This is a genomic window from Chelativorans sp. J32, from assembly GCF_000518985.1.
In the GTDB taxonomy this organism is placed as follows: domain Bacteria; phylum Pseudomonadota; class Alphaproteobacteria; order Rhizobiales; family Rhizobiaceae; genus Chelativorans.
Window position 1 is genome coordinate 13490 of sequence record NZ_JAEQ01000018.1, and the last position, 15015, is coordinate 28504.

At 62.5% G+C, this 15015-nt stretch carries 12 protein-coding genes; 3 read left to right on the top strand and 9 right to left on the bottom strand.

Annotated elements, in window-relative coordinates; genetic code table 11:
* Positions 1-69: 69 nt before the first annotated feature.
* The 6 genes from CHEJ32_RS0119120 to CHEJ32_RS0119145 are packed head-to-tail and all read right to left on the bottom strand — an operon-like array spanning position 70 to position 6601.
* Positions 70-963 carry a carbohydrate kinase family protein gene (locus tag CHEJ32_RS0119120; RefSeq protein ID WP_028035228.1) on the bottom strand — a complete coding sequence of 298 codons (894 nt, stop codon included), beginning with the start codon at positions 961-963 and terminating at the stop codon, positions 70-72.
* Positions 960-2030: an ABC transporter ATP-binding protein gene (locus tag CHEJ32_RS0119125; protein ID WP_028035229.1), complete on the bottom strand. Its 1071-nt coding sequence runs from the start codon at positions 2028-2030 to the stop codon at positions 960-962. The genes CHEJ32_RS0119120 and CHEJ32_RS0119125 overlap by 4 nt, the downstream gene beginning before the upstream one ends.
* On the bottom strand, positions 2030-3544 hold the full coding sequence (gene argH, locus CHEJ32_RS0119130; RefSeq protein WP_028035230.1) for an argininosuccinate lyase: 1515 nt from the start codon (positions 3542-3544) through the stop codon (positions 2030-2032). The genes CHEJ32_RS0119125 and argH overlap by 1 nt, the downstream gene beginning before the upstream one ends.
* A complete protein-coding gene (locus tag CHEJ32_RS0119135) occupies positions 3541-4398 on the bottom strand; it encodes a carbohydrate ABC transporter permease (RefSeq protein ID WP_051469765.1) in 858 nt (285 codons plus the stop codon). Before CHEJ32_RS0119135 ends, argH begins: the two co-directional genes overlap by 4 nt.
* On the bottom strand, positions 4395-5330 hold the full coding sequence (locus tag CHEJ32_RS0119140) for a carbohydrate ABC transporter permease (RefSeq protein WP_028035232.1): 936 nt from the start codon (positions 5328-5330) through the stop codon (positions 4395-4397). Before CHEJ32_RS0119140 ends, CHEJ32_RS0119135 begins: the two co-directional genes overlap by 4 nt.
* 17 nt (positions 5331-5347) lie before the next feature.
* Entirely contained in the window at positions 5348-6601 is a 1254-nt protein-coding gene (locus CHEJ32_RS0119145) for an extracellular solute-binding protein (protein WP_028035233.1), read from the bottom strand.
* A 180-nt stretch (positions 6602-6781) separates the two neighbouring features.
* On the opposite strand from CHEJ32_RS0119145, the gene CHEJ32_RS0119150 reads away from it, so the two are divergent.
* Genes CHEJ32_RS0119150 through CHEJ32_RS0119160 form a run of 3 tightly spaced genes read left to right on the top strand, consistent with a single transcriptional unit; the run spans position 6782 to position 11293 of the window.
* Positions 6782-8044, top strand: coding sequence for an ROK family transcriptional regulator (locus tag CHEJ32_RS0119150; RefSeq protein WP_028035296.1), 1263 nt, complete (start codon positions 6782-6784; stop codon positions 8042-8044).
* On the top strand, positions 8034-10427 hold the full coding sequence (locus CHEJ32_RS0119155) for a PIG-L family deacetylase (protein ID WP_028035234.1): 2394 nt from the start codon (positions 8034-8036) through the stop codon (positions 10425-10427). Before CHEJ32_RS0119150 ends, CHEJ32_RS0119155 begins: the two co-directional genes overlap by 11 nt.
* 5 nt (positions 10428-10432) lie before the next feature.
* On the top strand, positions 10433-11293 hold the full coding sequence (locus CHEJ32_RS0119160) for a DMT family transporter (RefSeq protein WP_028035235.1): 861 nt from the start codon (positions 10433-10435) through the stop codon (positions 11291-11293).
* Between the two features lie 6 nt (positions 11294-11299).
* Here CHEJ32_RS0119160 and CHEJ32_RS0119165 read toward each other — a convergent pair whose 3' ends face one another.
* The 3 genes from CHEJ32_RS0119165 to CHEJ32_RS0119175 all read right to left on the bottom strand — a co-directional run bounded on the left by CHEJ32_RS0119165 (position 11300) and on the right by CHEJ32_RS0119175 (position 14823).
* Entirely contained in the window at positions 11300-12436 is a 1137-nt protein-coding gene (locus tag CHEJ32_RS0119165; RefSeq protein ID WP_028035236.1) for a PQQ-dependent sugar dehydrogenase, read from the bottom strand.
* 150 nt (positions 12437-12586) lie between these two features.
* Complete coding sequence (locus tag CHEJ32_RS0119170; RefSeq protein WP_028035237.1) at positions 12587-13837, bottom strand: class II D-tagatose-bisphosphate aldolase, non-catalytic subunit; 1251 nt, start codon at positions 13835-13837, stop codon at positions 12587-12589.
* Positions 13834-14823 (bottom strand): sugar kinase, encoded by a 990-nt coding sequence (locus tag CHEJ32_RS0119175; RefSeq protein WP_084032861.1) that lies wholly within the window; start codon positions 14821-14823, stop codon positions 13834-13836. The genes CHEJ32_RS0119170 and CHEJ32_RS0119175 overlap by 4 nt, the downstream gene beginning before the upstream one ends.
* Between the last annotated feature and the right edge of the window lie 192 nt (positions 14824-15015).

Sequence of the window (15015 nt, forward strand, 5' to 3'; positions counted from 1 at the left end):
TCCTATCCGCCTGCCAAATTGATAAACGAAAAGGAGAAACAAGTCAGCGCCCGCTGCGCGCGAAAATCCTCAGCTCACCAGAGCAGAGGCTCCGCCGGCCGCCTGCACCGAGCGGCTACCCGCGTCGACCGCAGCGGCAAGGCACTCGCCGGGGGATTTGCCGTCCAACCAGGCATCGATAAATCCGGCATTGAAGGCATCGCCCGCACCGGTTGTATCGACGACGGGCACCTTGGGCGCCGACCGGCTGACGATTTCGCCCGCCATGCCCAACATCCCGCCTTCAGCCCCAAGTTTCAGCACCACCACGGGGAAGCGCCGCATGAGGATTTCCATCGCTTCGCGGGGTTCGCTGGTACCGGTCAGCACGCCTGCCTCTTCCATATTGGGCAGGAACAGATCCACGCCCTCACAACGGTCGAGGAAGGCCGGATCGCGGATGAGGGTGTCGTCCCAGCTCGGATCAAGCGACACAGAAAGGCCGTGTGCCTTCGCCCGCGGCACCAGACCGGGGATCTCCACCAGTGTCGCATATTCGGCAATGTGCAGATGGTGCGCCTCCGGCCAGGCGAGAGCCGCCTCCAGCGTCGCGGGATCGGCGGTGCCTGCGCGGCGCGAAAGAAAGGCGCGCTCCTCTCCTTCGATCATTGCGGCGGTCACCTGCGGCCCGGCATCGGGCGCATGGTCGATGAAGCGCAGATCGATTCCATGCGAGGCGAGCTGCGGCTCCATTGCTGCCGATAACGCATCGGTGCCATAGCGGGCGACAAGCGCGGTGGCTCGGCCGAGGACGGCACTATGGGCGGCCGTGATGAAGGCGCCGCCGCCAAGCGCCAGCGTCAGATCGCGCGCGAAAATCTCGCGGCCAAGCCGCGGCATGCCCGGCAACCCCGTGAAGATGAGGTCGCAATAGATGCGCCCGAGGCTGAGCACAGCCCCACGGCCCGATTTTTGCGATGTCATAGGCGGCCTAGCGCTTTTTCGGTCTTTGCGTCGAAGAGGTAGAGGGAGCCCGGCGCGGCACGCGCCGTCACCTGACTTTCCACCGCGGGCACGATGCGGCCCGGGGCAGTGGCGACAACATCCGTGCCGGCAATATCGAGATGCACGAGTGTCTCGGCACCGAGCGGCTCCACGGCCGTCACCACACCCGTGAGAGCGATGCCGCCGCCATTGCCTTCGCCTATGGTGAGATCATGCGGCCTAACGCCCACGAGCACATCGGCCGTTTGCAATTTTCCGGCGTCGATGCCCGGAACCACGGCACCGCCGACGGTCAGGCCGCCATCTTTAGCGCTGCCCGGCAGCAAATTCATCGCCGGGCTGCCGATGAAGCGCGCGGTGAAGACATCCACAGGATTGTCGTAGAGCTCGATCGGTGTGCCGACCTGCAGGATATTCCCGTCGCGCATCACCACGATGCGGTCTGCCATGGTCATGGCTTCGACCTGGTCGTGCGTCACATAAACGGTCGTGGTGCCCAGCCGCTGGTGCAGCCGCTTGATCTCGATGCGCATAGCCGAGCGGAGCTGGGCGTCGAGATTGGAGAGTGGTTCATCGAACAGGAAGGCGGCGGGGTTTCGAACCATTGCGCGGCCAATGGCGACCCGCTGGCGCTGTCCGCCGGAGAGCGCTGCAGGCCTGCGTTCGAGCAGCTCTTCGAGCCCCAATATGCGCGCGGCCTCGCGAATGCGCTTCTCCTTCTCCGCCTTGGGCAGACCGGAGGTGTAGAGGCCGAAGCCGATATTCTGGCCCACCGTCATATGCGGATAGATGGCGTAGTTCTGGAACACCATGGCGATGTTGCGCTGCTTGGGCTCGCGCTGGTTCACCACCTCGCTGCCGATCCTGAGCACACCGCCGGAAATGTCCTCCAGCCCCGCGATCATGCGCAGCGTCGTGGACTTGCCGCAGCCGGAGGGTCCGACGAAGACGACGAACTCGCCATCTTCTATGGCAAGATCGATGCCCTTGACCGCCGTCACGCGGCCGTACTGCTTTGTGAGACCTTCAAGTTCGATCCTTGCCATCAGGCCTGCTCCATGAGTGCGGCAAATTTCTCGCTGAGCTCGTGCGCGGCTCGTGTTCTCCGCTCCGCGTTGCGTTCGGCGCGCTCGGCAAAATCCCGCGCTTGCTGCCGGTAGCTTTCAAGCGCAGCGGCAAGCGGCTCCGGCGCCGGTCCGCCGAAGCGCGTGCGCACGGCCACGAAATGCTCCGGCGAAACGAGTTCGGCGAAGGTCTCGGCATCCATCAAGGTCTTGCGCCCGGTGGACTTCTCGAAAGCTTCGATGAAGGCCGGATAGCCGTCGGTCGCAAGATCGCCATCGGCCGCAACCACGGCCCGGGCCACCGCTGCCGCGATCTCGTGCCCTTCACGGAAGGAGAGTCCTTCCCGCCGCACCAAGCTGTCCGCAAGCTCGGTGATCGTGATACAGGAGCGGCGGATATTCGCTGCCACGCGTTTCGGATCGATGCGGATCTGCGACACGAGCGCTGCAAGCAGGTCGAGCACACGATAGGCGCTGTCGAAAGCCTGGTAGCCCATGCCCTGTGTCTCGCCTTCCGAGTCGTTCATGTCGGTGAAAGGCGTATTGTGCATCACGTCCAGCATGGCGCGGGCACGCCCAAAGGTCTGGCTCGCAAGGTGCCTCAGATGCTCGATCGGCACCGGATTGCGCTTCTGCGGCATGATCGAGGAGATCTGCACCAGAGCGTTCGGTACGTAGACCTGGCCGACCTCGAAACTTGTCCAGAACTGCAGGTCCTGGATGGGACGGCCCAGATGCAGGAACATCAACTCCATCGCACCATAGGTGGCCGTGGTGTAGTCAACGGCTGCGATGCAGCTATAGGAATTCTGAAGCGGGGCGGAAAAGCCCAAAAGCTCCGCCACACGCATGCGGTCGATAGGAAACCCGGAGGTGGTGATTGCCGCGGCTCCCATGGGCGATAGATCAACGATCTCGCGCGCCGCATGAACCCGTTCGATGTCGCGGATCAGAACCTCGATCACCGCCGAAAGGTAATGCCCGAAGGTCGTAGGTTGCGCCGGCTGGCCATGGGTATAGGCGACGATGAGCGTGTCCTTCTCGCGCTCGGCCGCTGCGATTAGCGCCCCCAGAAGTCCCTGCGCCTTATGCAAGAGGATATCGATGCGCTCCTTCAGCCCGAGCTTGAAAAGCGTGTGGTCGATGTCATTGCGCGAGCGTGCGGTGTGCAGCCGCCCCGCAAGATCGGGCCCGAGCCGGGCCTTCAGCTCCTTCTCGATGAGGAAGAAGAAATCCTCCACCTCGCCCGTATAGGTAAGCTTGGAGACATCCACGTCGCGATCGATCGCCTCGAGTGCTTCCGCGACTGCCGCCGCCTGTTCCTTGTTCAGGATGCCGGTTTCGGCGAGCATCACAAGATGCGCCCGGTCGATGGCTCGAAAGCCTTCGACGTGGTGAGCCTTGGCGCCGTCGAACAGCGGCCTCAGCACCGTCTCCTTGTAGACGGGATCGGGAAAGATGCTCGTGTCTGTCTTGCGCGGATCGTCCATGGTCATCCTTTCAGCCCCGCCAGCATCACGCCGCGCACGATGAAACGCTGCAGGACGAGGAACACGATGAGGGTTGGAATGGTCGCCAGGGCCGCACCCGTCATGATCATCTCCCACTGGATCGACTGCTCCACGGCGAAGCTCGAAAGGCCGACAGGCAGTGTGTAGTTCTCGGGGCTGGTCACGACGATGAGCGGCCAGAAAAAGGCGGTCCAATTGCCAAGGAAGGTGAAGATGGCGAGCGCGGAGAGCGCCGGCGTCACCATGGGCATGGCGATTTTCCACCAGATGGTGAACTCGTTTAGGCCATCCACCCGTGCCGCTTCGAGAAAATCGTTCGGCACGGTCTCGAAGAACTGCTTCATGAGGAAGGTGCCGAAGGCCGTCATCATACCGGGGAACATGATGCCCCAATAGGTATCCAGCCATCCGAGCTGGCTCGACATCAGATACCAGGGGATGACCAGCATTTCCGTGGGGATCATCAGCGTCGAGAGGATGGCGAGGAAGACCAGGTACCGCCCGCGGAACTCGAACTTCGCCAGCGTGTAGCCGACGAGACTGTCGAAGAACACGTTTGAAACGGTAACCGTCGTCGCCACGACGAGCGAGTTGATGAACCAGCGCAGAAAGCGGCCGTCTGAGAGCACCCGGATATAGTTGTCGAGCGTCGGAGCGGCCGGGATAAGCCTCAAATCATAGACCTGGCCGGCCGACTTGAGGGAAGTCGAGAACATATAGAGGAGCGGCGTGATGGTGATCAGGCCGCCGATGAACAACAATGTCCAGGCGATGATGCGGCCCGGCCGGATCTTGCTGCTGTTGGCGGCGAGTTCCACGGTGGATGCAGCGGCGGTCATGTGCGCTCCCTCAGGACCCAGAGCTGGATGAGCGAGACGACGAGCAGGATGGTGAAGAGCACCACGGTCTGCGCCGCCGCATATCCCATGTCATAGGAGGAGAAGGCCGTCTGGAAGATCATCAGCACCAGCGGCTTGGTGGTGTTGAGCGGCCCGCCGGGATCGTTGGTCGTCATATTGTAGACCTGATCGAAAATGCGCAGGAAGCCGATCGAGGAGAAGACGACGAGGAACACGGTCGTGGGCTTCAAGAGCGGCAGCGTGATTTTGCGCAGGATCGCCCATTCGCCCAGGCCGTCGATGCGTGCCGCCTCGTAATAGGTGGAGGGGATGGCGCGCAGGCCCGCCATGAAGATGATGATCTGAAAGCCCAGCCCTGCCCAGATCGCCGTCACCATAATGGAAGGCAGCGCCTGATCCACCGAGCGGAGGAAGGGCTGCTGCGGGAGGCCGAAGAGCTGCAGCGCATCGTTGATCACACCGATCGGCACGGGCTGATAGAAAAATCGCCACACCCAGGCCATGGCTGCCGCCGTGGTGAGGAAGGGCAGGAAATAGAGCGCCCGGATGAATCCATGCATGAAGCGCACGCGGTCGAGATAGAATGCGATCACGAAGGAGAGCACGAGGCTCACCGGCGTGCCGATGATGAGATAGGTGAATGTGTTGCGGAACACCTGCCAGAACAGGGGATCCGCAAACAGCCTCCTATAGTTCTCAAGCCCGATGAACGTCGCCGGGCGCAGAAGGTCCCAATCCGTGAAAGACAGCCAGAAGGCCTGGACGGTGGGATAGAAGCGGATGCCGACATAAAAGACGATCGGCAGGGCAAGGAAACCCCACGCCCATATCACGCGCTTGGTGCGGATCGAAAAGCGATCCCAGAGCCCGGCATTGCCGGCCGGGCTCTCCTGCCCTGCGATCGATGCCATGACGGCCGCTCCGCTTCTTACTTGTTGTAGAACCGGTCGAGAATGGCCTGCTCTTCCTGCGCGGCCTGAGCGAGGGAATCCTTTGGATCCTGCCCCTGCAGAAGAACACGGTTCGCCATGTCTATCGCGACCTGCCGCTGCGCCTGTTCATCGACGAAAATCGTCGTGTGGGCATATTCCAGCCCTTTGAGGAACGGCCCGTAGATGGGGTCGGCAAGGTTCTTTTCGGTCAGAGCCGCTTCTTTTCGCGCCGGCAGCTCGCCCACAACGTCGAGCCAGATCGCCATCGCCTCCGGCGAGGAGATGTAGGCCAGGAATTTCTGAGCCGCTTCAAGCTCCTCGCCTTCGGCGGTCGCGCCGATGGCGTTGGCGAAGTAGCTTGCATAGTTGGAACGGACGCCATCCGCATTGGCCGGCAGCTCTGTCACGCCCCATTCGAACGGATTGCTCTCGAAAGCTCCAAGCCGGAAGGTGCCGTCGATGGTCATCGCCGCCAATCCCGCCCGGAAGGCTGCCTGGCCTTCATCCATGAAGCCGGCCTGGCCGACCTTATGCACAGTCTGCAGATCTGTGATGAACTTGAGCGCCGAGAGCCCCGCCTCGTCGTTATAGGTGACCTGCTTGTTGTCGTCCGAATAGGGCTGGCCGCCATTTTGGCGAATGAGCACCTCGCGCCACCACTGGTGATCCTGACCTTCCCAGGAAACGGTGATGCCCTCGGAAGTAATGTTGCCGCCGCTGTCATGCTTGACCGTCGCCTTCGCGGCCTCGACCAGCTCGTCAAGCGTCTGAGGCGGCTTGTTCGGGTCGAGCCCGGCTTCCTCGAAGAGCTGCTTGTTGTAGAAGAGTGCGAGCGAGCGCACTGCCGTCGGCAGGCCGTAATAGGAATCGCCGCGCTTCATCGCCGAGACGATCGGGAAGAACTCGCTTTCGATCTTTTCGGTGGGGAAGACCGCCGGATCGAGCGGCTTGATCAGACCACCGGCAACGAAATTGTCCAGCCAGCCGTAGAAGAGCTGCACCACGTCCGGTCCCTGCCCCGCCACCTTCGAGGCGACGACGCGCGTCTGGTAATCGGCATAAGGGAAGGTCACATGCTTGACCGTGATGTCCGGATTGGCCTCCTCGAATTTCTCGATGAGCTGATCCATCGCTTTGACGCGCGTGTCGAACACATACTGCCAATATTCGATTTCCACAGCCTGGGCAGAACCCATGGCCAAGAAGCTGATGCCGGCAACAAGCCCGGCCATTCCAATCCTGTTACGCATGTGAGCCTCCAGTTTTCTGCCATGGCGCGTGCCCTGGCTGTTCCCCAGGAGCGGCTACAAGCCCTCCCTCTTTCAAAACTCATCGCAGCTTTCCACTGTTGTCAATAAAATAATTTACTTGAGTTATTCCCGAGGCAAAAATAGCTTTTCCCGGTAAGGTGCTCCGCACCGGGAGGACTCGTGACGAAGCAAAAGGAACTTCAGCGAAGAGCGGTCGCGATCGGTAGCAATCCCGAGCGGAATCGTGCGCATAATCGCCGTGTCGTTCTGGAAGTCGTGCGCCTTCACGGTCATGTGGGCCGCACCGAGATCGCCCGCCATGCGCGGCTGACGGCGCAGGCCGTCTCCAACATCGTCGATGAGTTGATCGCTGACGGGCTTCTGATCGAACTGGGCCGGCTTCGAAATGGGCGCGGCCAGCCTCCGATCCAATTTGCCGTCAATCCGGACGGTCCGCTGACGGCGGGCGTCGAGGTGGCGGCCGATCATATCGTCACGGTATTGCTCGATCTCTCCGGCCGCGTGAGGGCCGAGGCATTCGCCCCGCTTGATCGCACGGATCCCGAGCATGTCCCGCAGCGCATAGCCGAGGAAATCCAGAGCCTGCGCGGTAGGCTGGGCGTCGCTGCGCCTCGCCTGCTCGGCGTGGGCGTGGTGATGCCCGGTCCGTTCGAGATCGAAGGCATGAGCTCGGTCGGCCCGGCCACCCTTCCCGGCTGGGCCGGCATAGATCCGGTGCCCCTTATCGCCGAAGCGACGGGGGAAGCCGTAACCCTCGACAATGACGCGACCGCCGCGGCCGTCGGCGAGCGCCTTTACGGGGCGGGAAGGCAGATCGGCAATTTCTGCTATCTCTATTTCGGCGTTGGCCTTGGTTTGGGCGTCATCCAGGAAGGCAGGCCGCTGCGCGGTGCCTTTGGGAATGCCGGTGAAATTGGCCATGTGGTGCTCGCGCCTCGCAACAGGCAGGCGACTTACGGGCCGGAGGCCGCGCTCGAATCCGTTGCTTCAGTCCTCGCCCTGCGCGAACGCCTCTCCGCTGCCGGATTAAGTGCCACCACGATCGAGGCGATGCAGGCCCTTTACCACGATCACAACCCCATCTTGATGGATTGGATTGCCGAGGCGGCCGACCACCTAGCCCCGACGGTAGCAATGCTGGAAAACATCTTCGATCCGGAAATCGTTATTTTCGGCGGCGGTCTGCCCGATGTCATTCTGGATGCCGTCATCGCCGCCCTCGAGCCTCTGCCCGTCTCCGTCGCCACGCGCCGGAACCGTGCCCTGCCGCGTGTGATCAGAGGCCAGACAGGTCAGCTCACCGCCGCGCTCGGCGCGGCGGCCCTGCCCTTGCTCGATACCGTCTCTCCACATCTAAGCGTCGCGCCCGCTCCGCGTGCGGCGAACTCAGACTCTACTCTGGAAGGAAGCCATGCTGACTGACCATGAGCGCCTTGCACGCAACAAGGCACGTCCGGCCCTTGTCGAACTGCACAGAGCCCTTTCCCGCCTTACCTCGACGCTGACGGTCATGAATACCGGAGCGCATCCGGATGACGAGCATAATGGCATGCTCGCCGTTATGCGCTTTGCCTATGGCATGCGCGTCATCGTCGCGTGTTCGACGCGCGGCGAAGGAGGCCAGAACGGGCTCGGCCCTGAACGGACCGGCGCGCTCGGCGTGCTCCGCACTCGCGAATTGGAAGAGGCCGCGCGTATAATCGACGCCGACGTGGTCTGGCTCGGCCATGGCCCTGACGATCCGGTGCATGATTTCGGGTTCTCCAAGAACGGGAAGGACACGCTCGCTCGCTGGGGGCGCGAACGCATCATAGAGCGTCTGGTACGCGCCTACCGCACCGAGCGGCCGGATATCGTAATCCCGACCTTTCTCGATGTGCCCGGCCAGCACGGCCACCACCGCGCGATGACCGAAGCCGCGGAAGAGGCGGTCAGACTTGCTGCCGATCCGAATGCCTTCCCTGAACATATGGCCGATGGGCTCACGCCCTGGCAGGTCGGGAAGTTCTACCTGCCCGCATGGTCCGGCGGTGGCGGCACCTATGACGATGAAGTGCCTCCTCCCAATGCAACGGTGACCGTCCGCGCACCGGGTTTTGATCCGGCGACCGGGGCGTCTTACGCGGAGATCGGCGAATGGTCCCGCGCGTATCACGCCTCGCAGGGCATGGGGTTCTGGGAGGAGGAGTGGCAGGCGGAGTGGCCGCTGCACTTGAAACTCGGCCAAAACGATACGGAAAATGACATTCGCGACCGCCTCCCCGCGACCCTTGCCGATCTTGCCGCCGGCTTGGACAGGCAGGTCGCCGCTCTGCTCGAGGCCGCTCATGGCTGCATTGAAACGGCCCTTTCCGCCTTCCCGCAACGAAAGGAAATCATCGAGGCGCTTACCGCCGCCTCCAGCCATATCGAACTGGCCCAGAACCGGCTCTCGCCGGGAGAAAAAGAGCGATTCGGCCACCGTCTCGAAAGAAAGCTCACGGAGATCGATGCTGCGCTTGCCACTGCGGCGGGAATCACGGCAACGGCATGGATCGAGCCCGCAACGCTGACGCCGGGCGGAACTGCGCTTCTGCGCATCCATAGCAGCTCGAACGAGGCAGGTTCTCCCGTTAAAATAATCCCCGTCCTGCCGGCATGGGCTTCCGAGGAGGAAGTCACTCGGGAGAAGTCGGTCACAACATTCCGCCTCAAAATATCAAAGGACGCTCCGGTTGCGAACCTCTACCCGCCGGCTTTCTCGAGCCTGCTCGGAGGCTGCTCGATCCGCGCCAAGCTCAGTGCGGAGATTGGAGGGCGCAAGGCGGAGATCTTCGTCGATCCGGAGGAACCGGTAGCCGTCGTCCCGGCCCACTCCGTTGCTTTGTCTCCTCAAGCGCTGGTGGTTTCGACCGGTTCGTTTCCGGGACCTGTCCATATCGACGCCCGTATCGAAGGACCAAAGGCGGAACTCAACCTGTCCAGCGTTTCCGGCGTCGATGTCCGACCCGAAGACGAGGGCTTCGAGGTCACCGTGTCTCCCGACATTCGGCCGGGACGATACACGCTACCCGCCATGGTGGAAGGCGCGCAGGCCTATCGCCAGACGCCGATCGCTTATCCACATATCGGCCGGGTCCGCTTCATTGAGCCGCAAAACCTCGACATTCTGGTGCTTGATCTGAAGCTGCCTAAAGGTGCGCGCGTCGGCTATGTGGGCGGAGGTGCCGACCATGTTGGGACCTGGCTCCGGCGCATGGGGATTGATGTCACCATGCTCGACCCCGCGGCACTGGGAGGCGACCTCTCCGGCTTCACCACGATCGTGGTCGGCATCTTCACCTTCGGCCTGCGACCGGATCTGGCGGCTGCAACGGAGCGGTTGCACGAATGGGTGGAGGCTGGCGGCCATCTGGTGACGCTTTACCATCGGCCCTCCGATGGTTGGTCGCCGGTCAAGACGCCGCCGCGCCGTATCGTGATCGGCTCGCCCTCACTGCGCTGGCGGGTAACCGATCCTGCTTCGCCGGTCGAACTGCTCGCGCCGGATCATCCGCTGCTTACGGGGCCGAACAGGATCACGGCCGAGGATTTCGCGGGCTGGGACAAGGAGCGCGGGCTCTACTTCGCTTCCTCGTGGGATGATGCCTACGAACCGCTGCTGGCCATGCACGATGCGGGCGAGGCACCGCTCAAGGGCGCGCTCATCTCGGCCCGCATCGGCAAGGGCAGACACACCCATACCAGCCTCGTGCTGCATCACCAGCTCGGCAAGCTCGTTCCCGGCGCGTTTCGATTGATGGCAAATCTGGTGCAGCCGGCTTGAGCATCATGTCCACGGGAGAAGGGGCGAGCAACCGTATTGCCGTCGCATGGCTCCTGACGGACATGGCGCTCATTTCCGCGATGAGCGCCCTCGTCAAGATCGAGGGCGCCACCTATCCGGCAGTCCAGCTCGTCTTCATCCGATCGCTGATCGGGCTGGTGACCATCCTCCCGCTCGCCCTGTGTTACCGGCGCGAGATCCTGGGCACGCGCCGGCTCGGCCGCCACCTCTTTCGCGTCGGCTGCAACGCGATGGCGCTCACCAGCAATTTCATCGCACTCACCGCGCTGCCTCTGGCCTTCGTTACCGCAGTCGGCTTCACCCGCCCCTTTGTCGTGATGATCTTCGCCGTGCTCCTCCTGGGTGAGACGGTAAAGGCCATCCGCTGGATAGGAACGGCGGTCGGCTTTATCGGCGTGCTCATCATGGTGGCGCCTGGAAGTGTCGTCATGAATGCCGGCCTGATCGCCCTTTTCGCTTCCATCCTCTTCGGATCGCTGGCTTCAGTGCAGATCCGCGCGCTGAAGGACGAGAACACCGGGGTTCTGATGGTGTTCTATTCGGTAGGCCTGAGCGTGGTAACCGCTCTGCCCGCTGGCCTCTCCTGGAAGCCGGTTGCGTCTGCCGACTGGCCGACACTGCTCGCCATCGGAATCCTCGCCCAGATCGGCCAATACTGCTACCTGCGCGCCTACCAGTCCGCGCCGGCCAATTTTCTGGCACCGCTCAGCTATCTCTCGCTCGTATTCGCAACCGCCACCGGCTATTTCATCTTTGACGAAATACCCCAGTGGAGCACGATCCTCGGGGTGGCGATCATCCTCGTATCCTTGCACCTGACGAACCGGCTGGAGCGGCGGCTTTGAAGCCTCTCAGCCTTCCTGCCGGGAGATCCGTATCACCGCCCCGCCCTCTCCGTCCGTGAGCGCATAGAGTTGGCCATCGGGGCCAAAGAGCACGTCCCTGATGCGTGCGCCCATATCGATGCGCTCTTCGCCGACTGCTCTTTCGCCATCCAGATCGAGGCGGACGATCGCCTGGGAAGAAAGACCCGCGAGCAACAGGTCGCCCCGCCAATCCGGGAAGGCGTCACTGGTCACGAAGGCAATGCCTGACGGCGAGATTACGGGATTCCAGGAATAGACCGCGTCGACAAAATCCGGCTGGGTCGACGGATCGGGGATGGCTTCACCCGAATAGTGGCGACCATGGCTGACGAGGGGCCATCCATAATTCTGGCCTGCCCTGGAGATGTTGACCTCGTCGCCGCCGCGCGGGCCAAGCTCTGAAATCCACAGCTCGCCGGTCTCCGGATGGATGGCAGCACCTTGGACATTGCGGTGCCCATAGGACCAGATCTCGTCTGCACCCTCTCGCCCGACAAAGGGGTTGTCCTGAGGGATCGAACCATCGGGATTGATGCGCACGACCTTGCCCAGATGGTTCGTCACGTTCTGCGCTTCCTGCATATGGTTGAAGCGGTCGCCCATGGTGACGAACAGGTGGCCGTCAGGCGAAAACGCAAGCCTTGAACCGAAATGGTTTCCGCCAGACACTGCCGGCTCCTGCCGGAAAATGACCTCGAAATCCTCGAGCGCCGTGGCATCCTCGTTGAGTCGGCCCCTGCCTGCCGAAGTTCCGGCCCCGTCTCCACGCCCTTCGGAGAAGGAAAGATAAACGAGGCGATTCTGCTCAAATTGCGGGTCCAGCGCCACATCGAGCAGACCACCCTGCCCCTGTGCAACGACTTCCGGCGTGCCCCGGATCGGATCCGAAACCTCTCCTTCCAGGCTTACCCTGCGAAGGGTTCCGCTGCGCTCCGTCACCAGCATGGAGCCGTCGGGCATGAATGCGGCGCCCCAGGGGCCGGAGAGTCCGTCGGCGATTGTCTCTACGCGAAGCGGGCCGCTCTCGCTGTCCAGGCTTGAGCGCACGCCTTGTGCCCACGCGCAGGAGGTGAGCAAAGGAACGGTAAGGGCAATCAGGAGGGGGATCGTCTTGCGTGACATACGGCGTATCCTCTCTTCGGCAGTATGCGGAACCTTCAAAGCGAACGCAGGGTTCCCATGGTAGGCGACGATCACGATAAGGCAAGGGCGGAGGAGAGAGCCCCCCCCGTCCGTCAGAGAGCGGGGCGTTGTGGGATCTGTTCGTAAGGCCTATGCGCCCGCCGCACGCCGGTATTTCGCGACGACTTGGCCGACCATGAGTCGTACGGTCGCGTTCGTCAGGTTGCCGCCGGAGGGAAGCGTGTCGACGGAGCGGCCGGTAGCCTGCGCGAGCAAGCCAGGCTCGGGAGAATGCGTGGCAAGGTTCGCGCGCAGTCTGGCAAGAGCCTGCTGGATGGACGGGCGCGGCCAGTAATAGCGGATGCGGTCCGACAGGCCGTAGAGCATCATTCGTTCCTCGCCGCTACCGGGATTTACATAAGCCCGCCAATAGCGCGGATCGCTTCTCATCTCCTCGATTACGACTTCGATCAGACGGGAGGGCTCGGGAACGCCAAGCTCCGCCTCGACCCACGCCAAGGCAAAGATGGCCTGCCGGTACGCGAAAGTGAGTTCCGGCCCGACTTTGAGGACGGCGAAATGCGTGCCGACAAGGGCGGAAAGTGCATCTTCGCTCTGATAGTCCGTGGAATGTGCCTCGAACGCGAGGTGAGGAAGGCCGCCAATGGATGAGGAAAGCGCCACGGCTTTTGCCGGGTCGAAGGGAAAAACCTGGTCGTTGCCGAAATCGACACCCGGTTGCACGACGAGCCCGATGACACGCCCGAAAGCCTCTTCAAGGCCGCGCGCGGCGAAAGCCTGCCGGTGAAGCTCTAGCGTATGTCGCGCGGCTTGCGGCTCGGTCACGGCAAGGCCCTCCAGCGTCTCCGTCTCGCCGCCGGGTATCGGGACTTCGGTTCCGATCACGTAGGAGAGCGACCTTCCCGCTGCCGCTTTCTCCGAAATCGTGCAGAGATCGGCAGCGCGGGCAGCCATGGTTTCCTCCTTCAGCAGGCCATCGTCGGCACAGGCCATGGAGGCGTCGAGATGAATCTTTGTGAAGCCCGCGCGTACATAGGCGTCCACCATGGCGCCGGCCTTTTCCATCGCGCTCTCGGCAGGCTCGTCCTTCCATGGATTGGGGCCGAGATGATCGCTGCCCAGGATGATGCGGTCCGGATCGATTTGCTCCTGCCCCGCAAGGTCTTCCACGAAGGCGCGGAAGCCGGCAGGCGTCATGCCCGTATAGCCACCGTGCTGATTGACTTGATTAGAGGTCGCCTCGATCAGCACCGGCGCGTCATCTTCCCTGTAGGTCGAGAGAATAGCCCGAAGGGTCTCCGGATGCGCAGTGCACCAGGACGGAATAGCGCGCTGCTTTCCTGCCCGGTTGTCCGCAACGATTTCTTCGAGGGCGCTCATCCACTCTCCAACAGTGCCTGGATTTCCGCCAGGCTGGAATTCCCCTCCATGGGACCGAGCTTGCCCACCGCGAGGGCGCCCGCCGCGTTAGCATAGGCGAGCGCGTCGCTCAGGCTTCGCCCGCCGGCAAAAAGCGTGACAAACGTGGCACAGAAGCAATCGCCCGCTCCGGTCGGGTCGACAATCTCTACCGGATGCGCAGGAAGCACAATCATTTCGCCTCCGCGAGCGGCACCGATGCACCCCTTTTCACCGCGTTTCAGAACGACGGCCTGCTTACCTTCTGCAAGAAGCCGTCCGGCATAGGCCGGAAAATCCTGGCCGAGAAACAGGAATTCAGCATCCGTCTCGCTTGGCAGGACGAAGCTTGCGAGCGCCATCAGTTCACGCACCGCATCGACATAGCCGCTCTCGATCAGGAGTTCGCTGCGAATATTGGGGTCAAGCGAAATGGCAGTGCCATGGAGCGCCAGGGCACGGCAGATGGCGAGCGTCACTCTGCGCATGGCCGGGTCGGCCAGCGCCGAGCCGGAAACATGAAAGACCTCGACTCCGAACGCTTCCAGTGCGGCCAGGCATTCTTCCGCTTCCGGCAAGCGCGCCGCCGCGGAATGGGCGATGTTGAACACGAAATCGCGGCTGCCATCATTATTATAGGCGACGAAGGCCGACCCGGTCGGGATGCCGGACATTGTCCTGATCAGCCGCCCGTCGACGCCGGCGGAGGAAAGGCGCTCCCTGATGACGGTGCCGAAAGGATCGTCACCGACTGCGCCGGCAAAAATCGTGCTGGCACCCGCGCGGGCAGCCTGATCTATGAAGATTCCGGGGGCTCCGGAGGGAAACGGGCCGCGATAGTCGGTGGGCTGAAGGTGTCTCGTGTTCTTTTCGGCAGCGACGAACTCCACGAGGAGCTCGCCGATCGCGCCGATGCGCACCGGTTCCCGACTGCGCAGTTCTTCACTCTTGTCTTCTTGTTCTTGCACCTAAAGTCACTTCTTTCTCAAGTTAAGTTTCTCAAGTTAAGCGTTTTCAATTGGCAGCGGCCAGTGGCATCCGCGCCCGCCAGATTGCCGTTGCTGGTCGAGGTCAACCCGCGGCCCGAAGCGTATACAAGAAGCTTTGCGGAGGCAGGCCGCCTCTCGCGTCCGACGGCTTCCGAGTCCCGATGATCTGGC

What these genes read in the sequence shown, in the direction of transcription:
- CHEJ32_RS0119120 (WP_028035228.1), bottom strand. Translation starts at nt 963, where the DNA reads ATGACATCGCAAAAATCGGGCCGTGGGGCTGTGCTCAGCCTCGGGCGC.
- CHEJ32_RS0119125 (WP_028035229.1), bottom strand. Translation starts at nt 2,030, where the DNA reads ATGGCAAGGATCGAACTTGAAGGTCTCACAAAGCAGTACGGCCGCGTG.
- argH (WP_028035230.1), bottom strand. Translation starts at nt 3,544, where the DNA reads ATGACCATGGACGATCCGCGCAAGACAGACACGAGCATCTTTCCCGAT.
- CHEJ32_RS0119135 (WP_051469765.1), bottom strand. Translation starts at nt 4,398, where the DNA reads ATGACCGCCGCTGCATCCACCGTGGAACTCGCCGCCAACAGCAGCAAG.
- CHEJ32_RS0119140 (WP_028035232.1), bottom strand. Translation starts at nt 5,330, where the DNA reads ATGGCATCGATCGCAGGGCAGGAGAGCCCGGCCGGCAATGCCGGGCTC.
- CHEJ32_RS0119145 (WP_028035233.1), bottom strand. Translation starts at nt 6,601, where the DNA reads ATGCGTAACAGGATTGGAATGGCCGGGCTTGTTGCCGGCATCAGCTTC.
- CHEJ32_RS0119155 (WP_028035234.1), top strand. Translation starts at nt 8,034, where the DNA reads ATGCTGACTGACCATGAGCGCCTTGCACGCAACAAGGCACGTCCGGCC.
- CHEJ32_RS0119160 (WP_028035235.1), top strand. Translation starts at nt 10,433, where the DNA reads ATGTCCACGGGAGAAGGGGCGAGCAACCGTATTGCCGTCGCATGGCTC.
- CHEJ32_RS0119165 (WP_028035236.1), bottom strand. Translation starts at nt 12,436, where the DNA reads ATGTCACGCAAGACGATCCCCCTCCTGATTGCCCTTACCGTTCCTTTG.
- CHEJ32_RS0119170 (WP_028035237.1), bottom strand. Translation starts at nt 13,837, where the DNA reads ATGAGCGCCCTCGAAGAAATCGTTGCGGACAACCGGGCAGGAAAGCAG.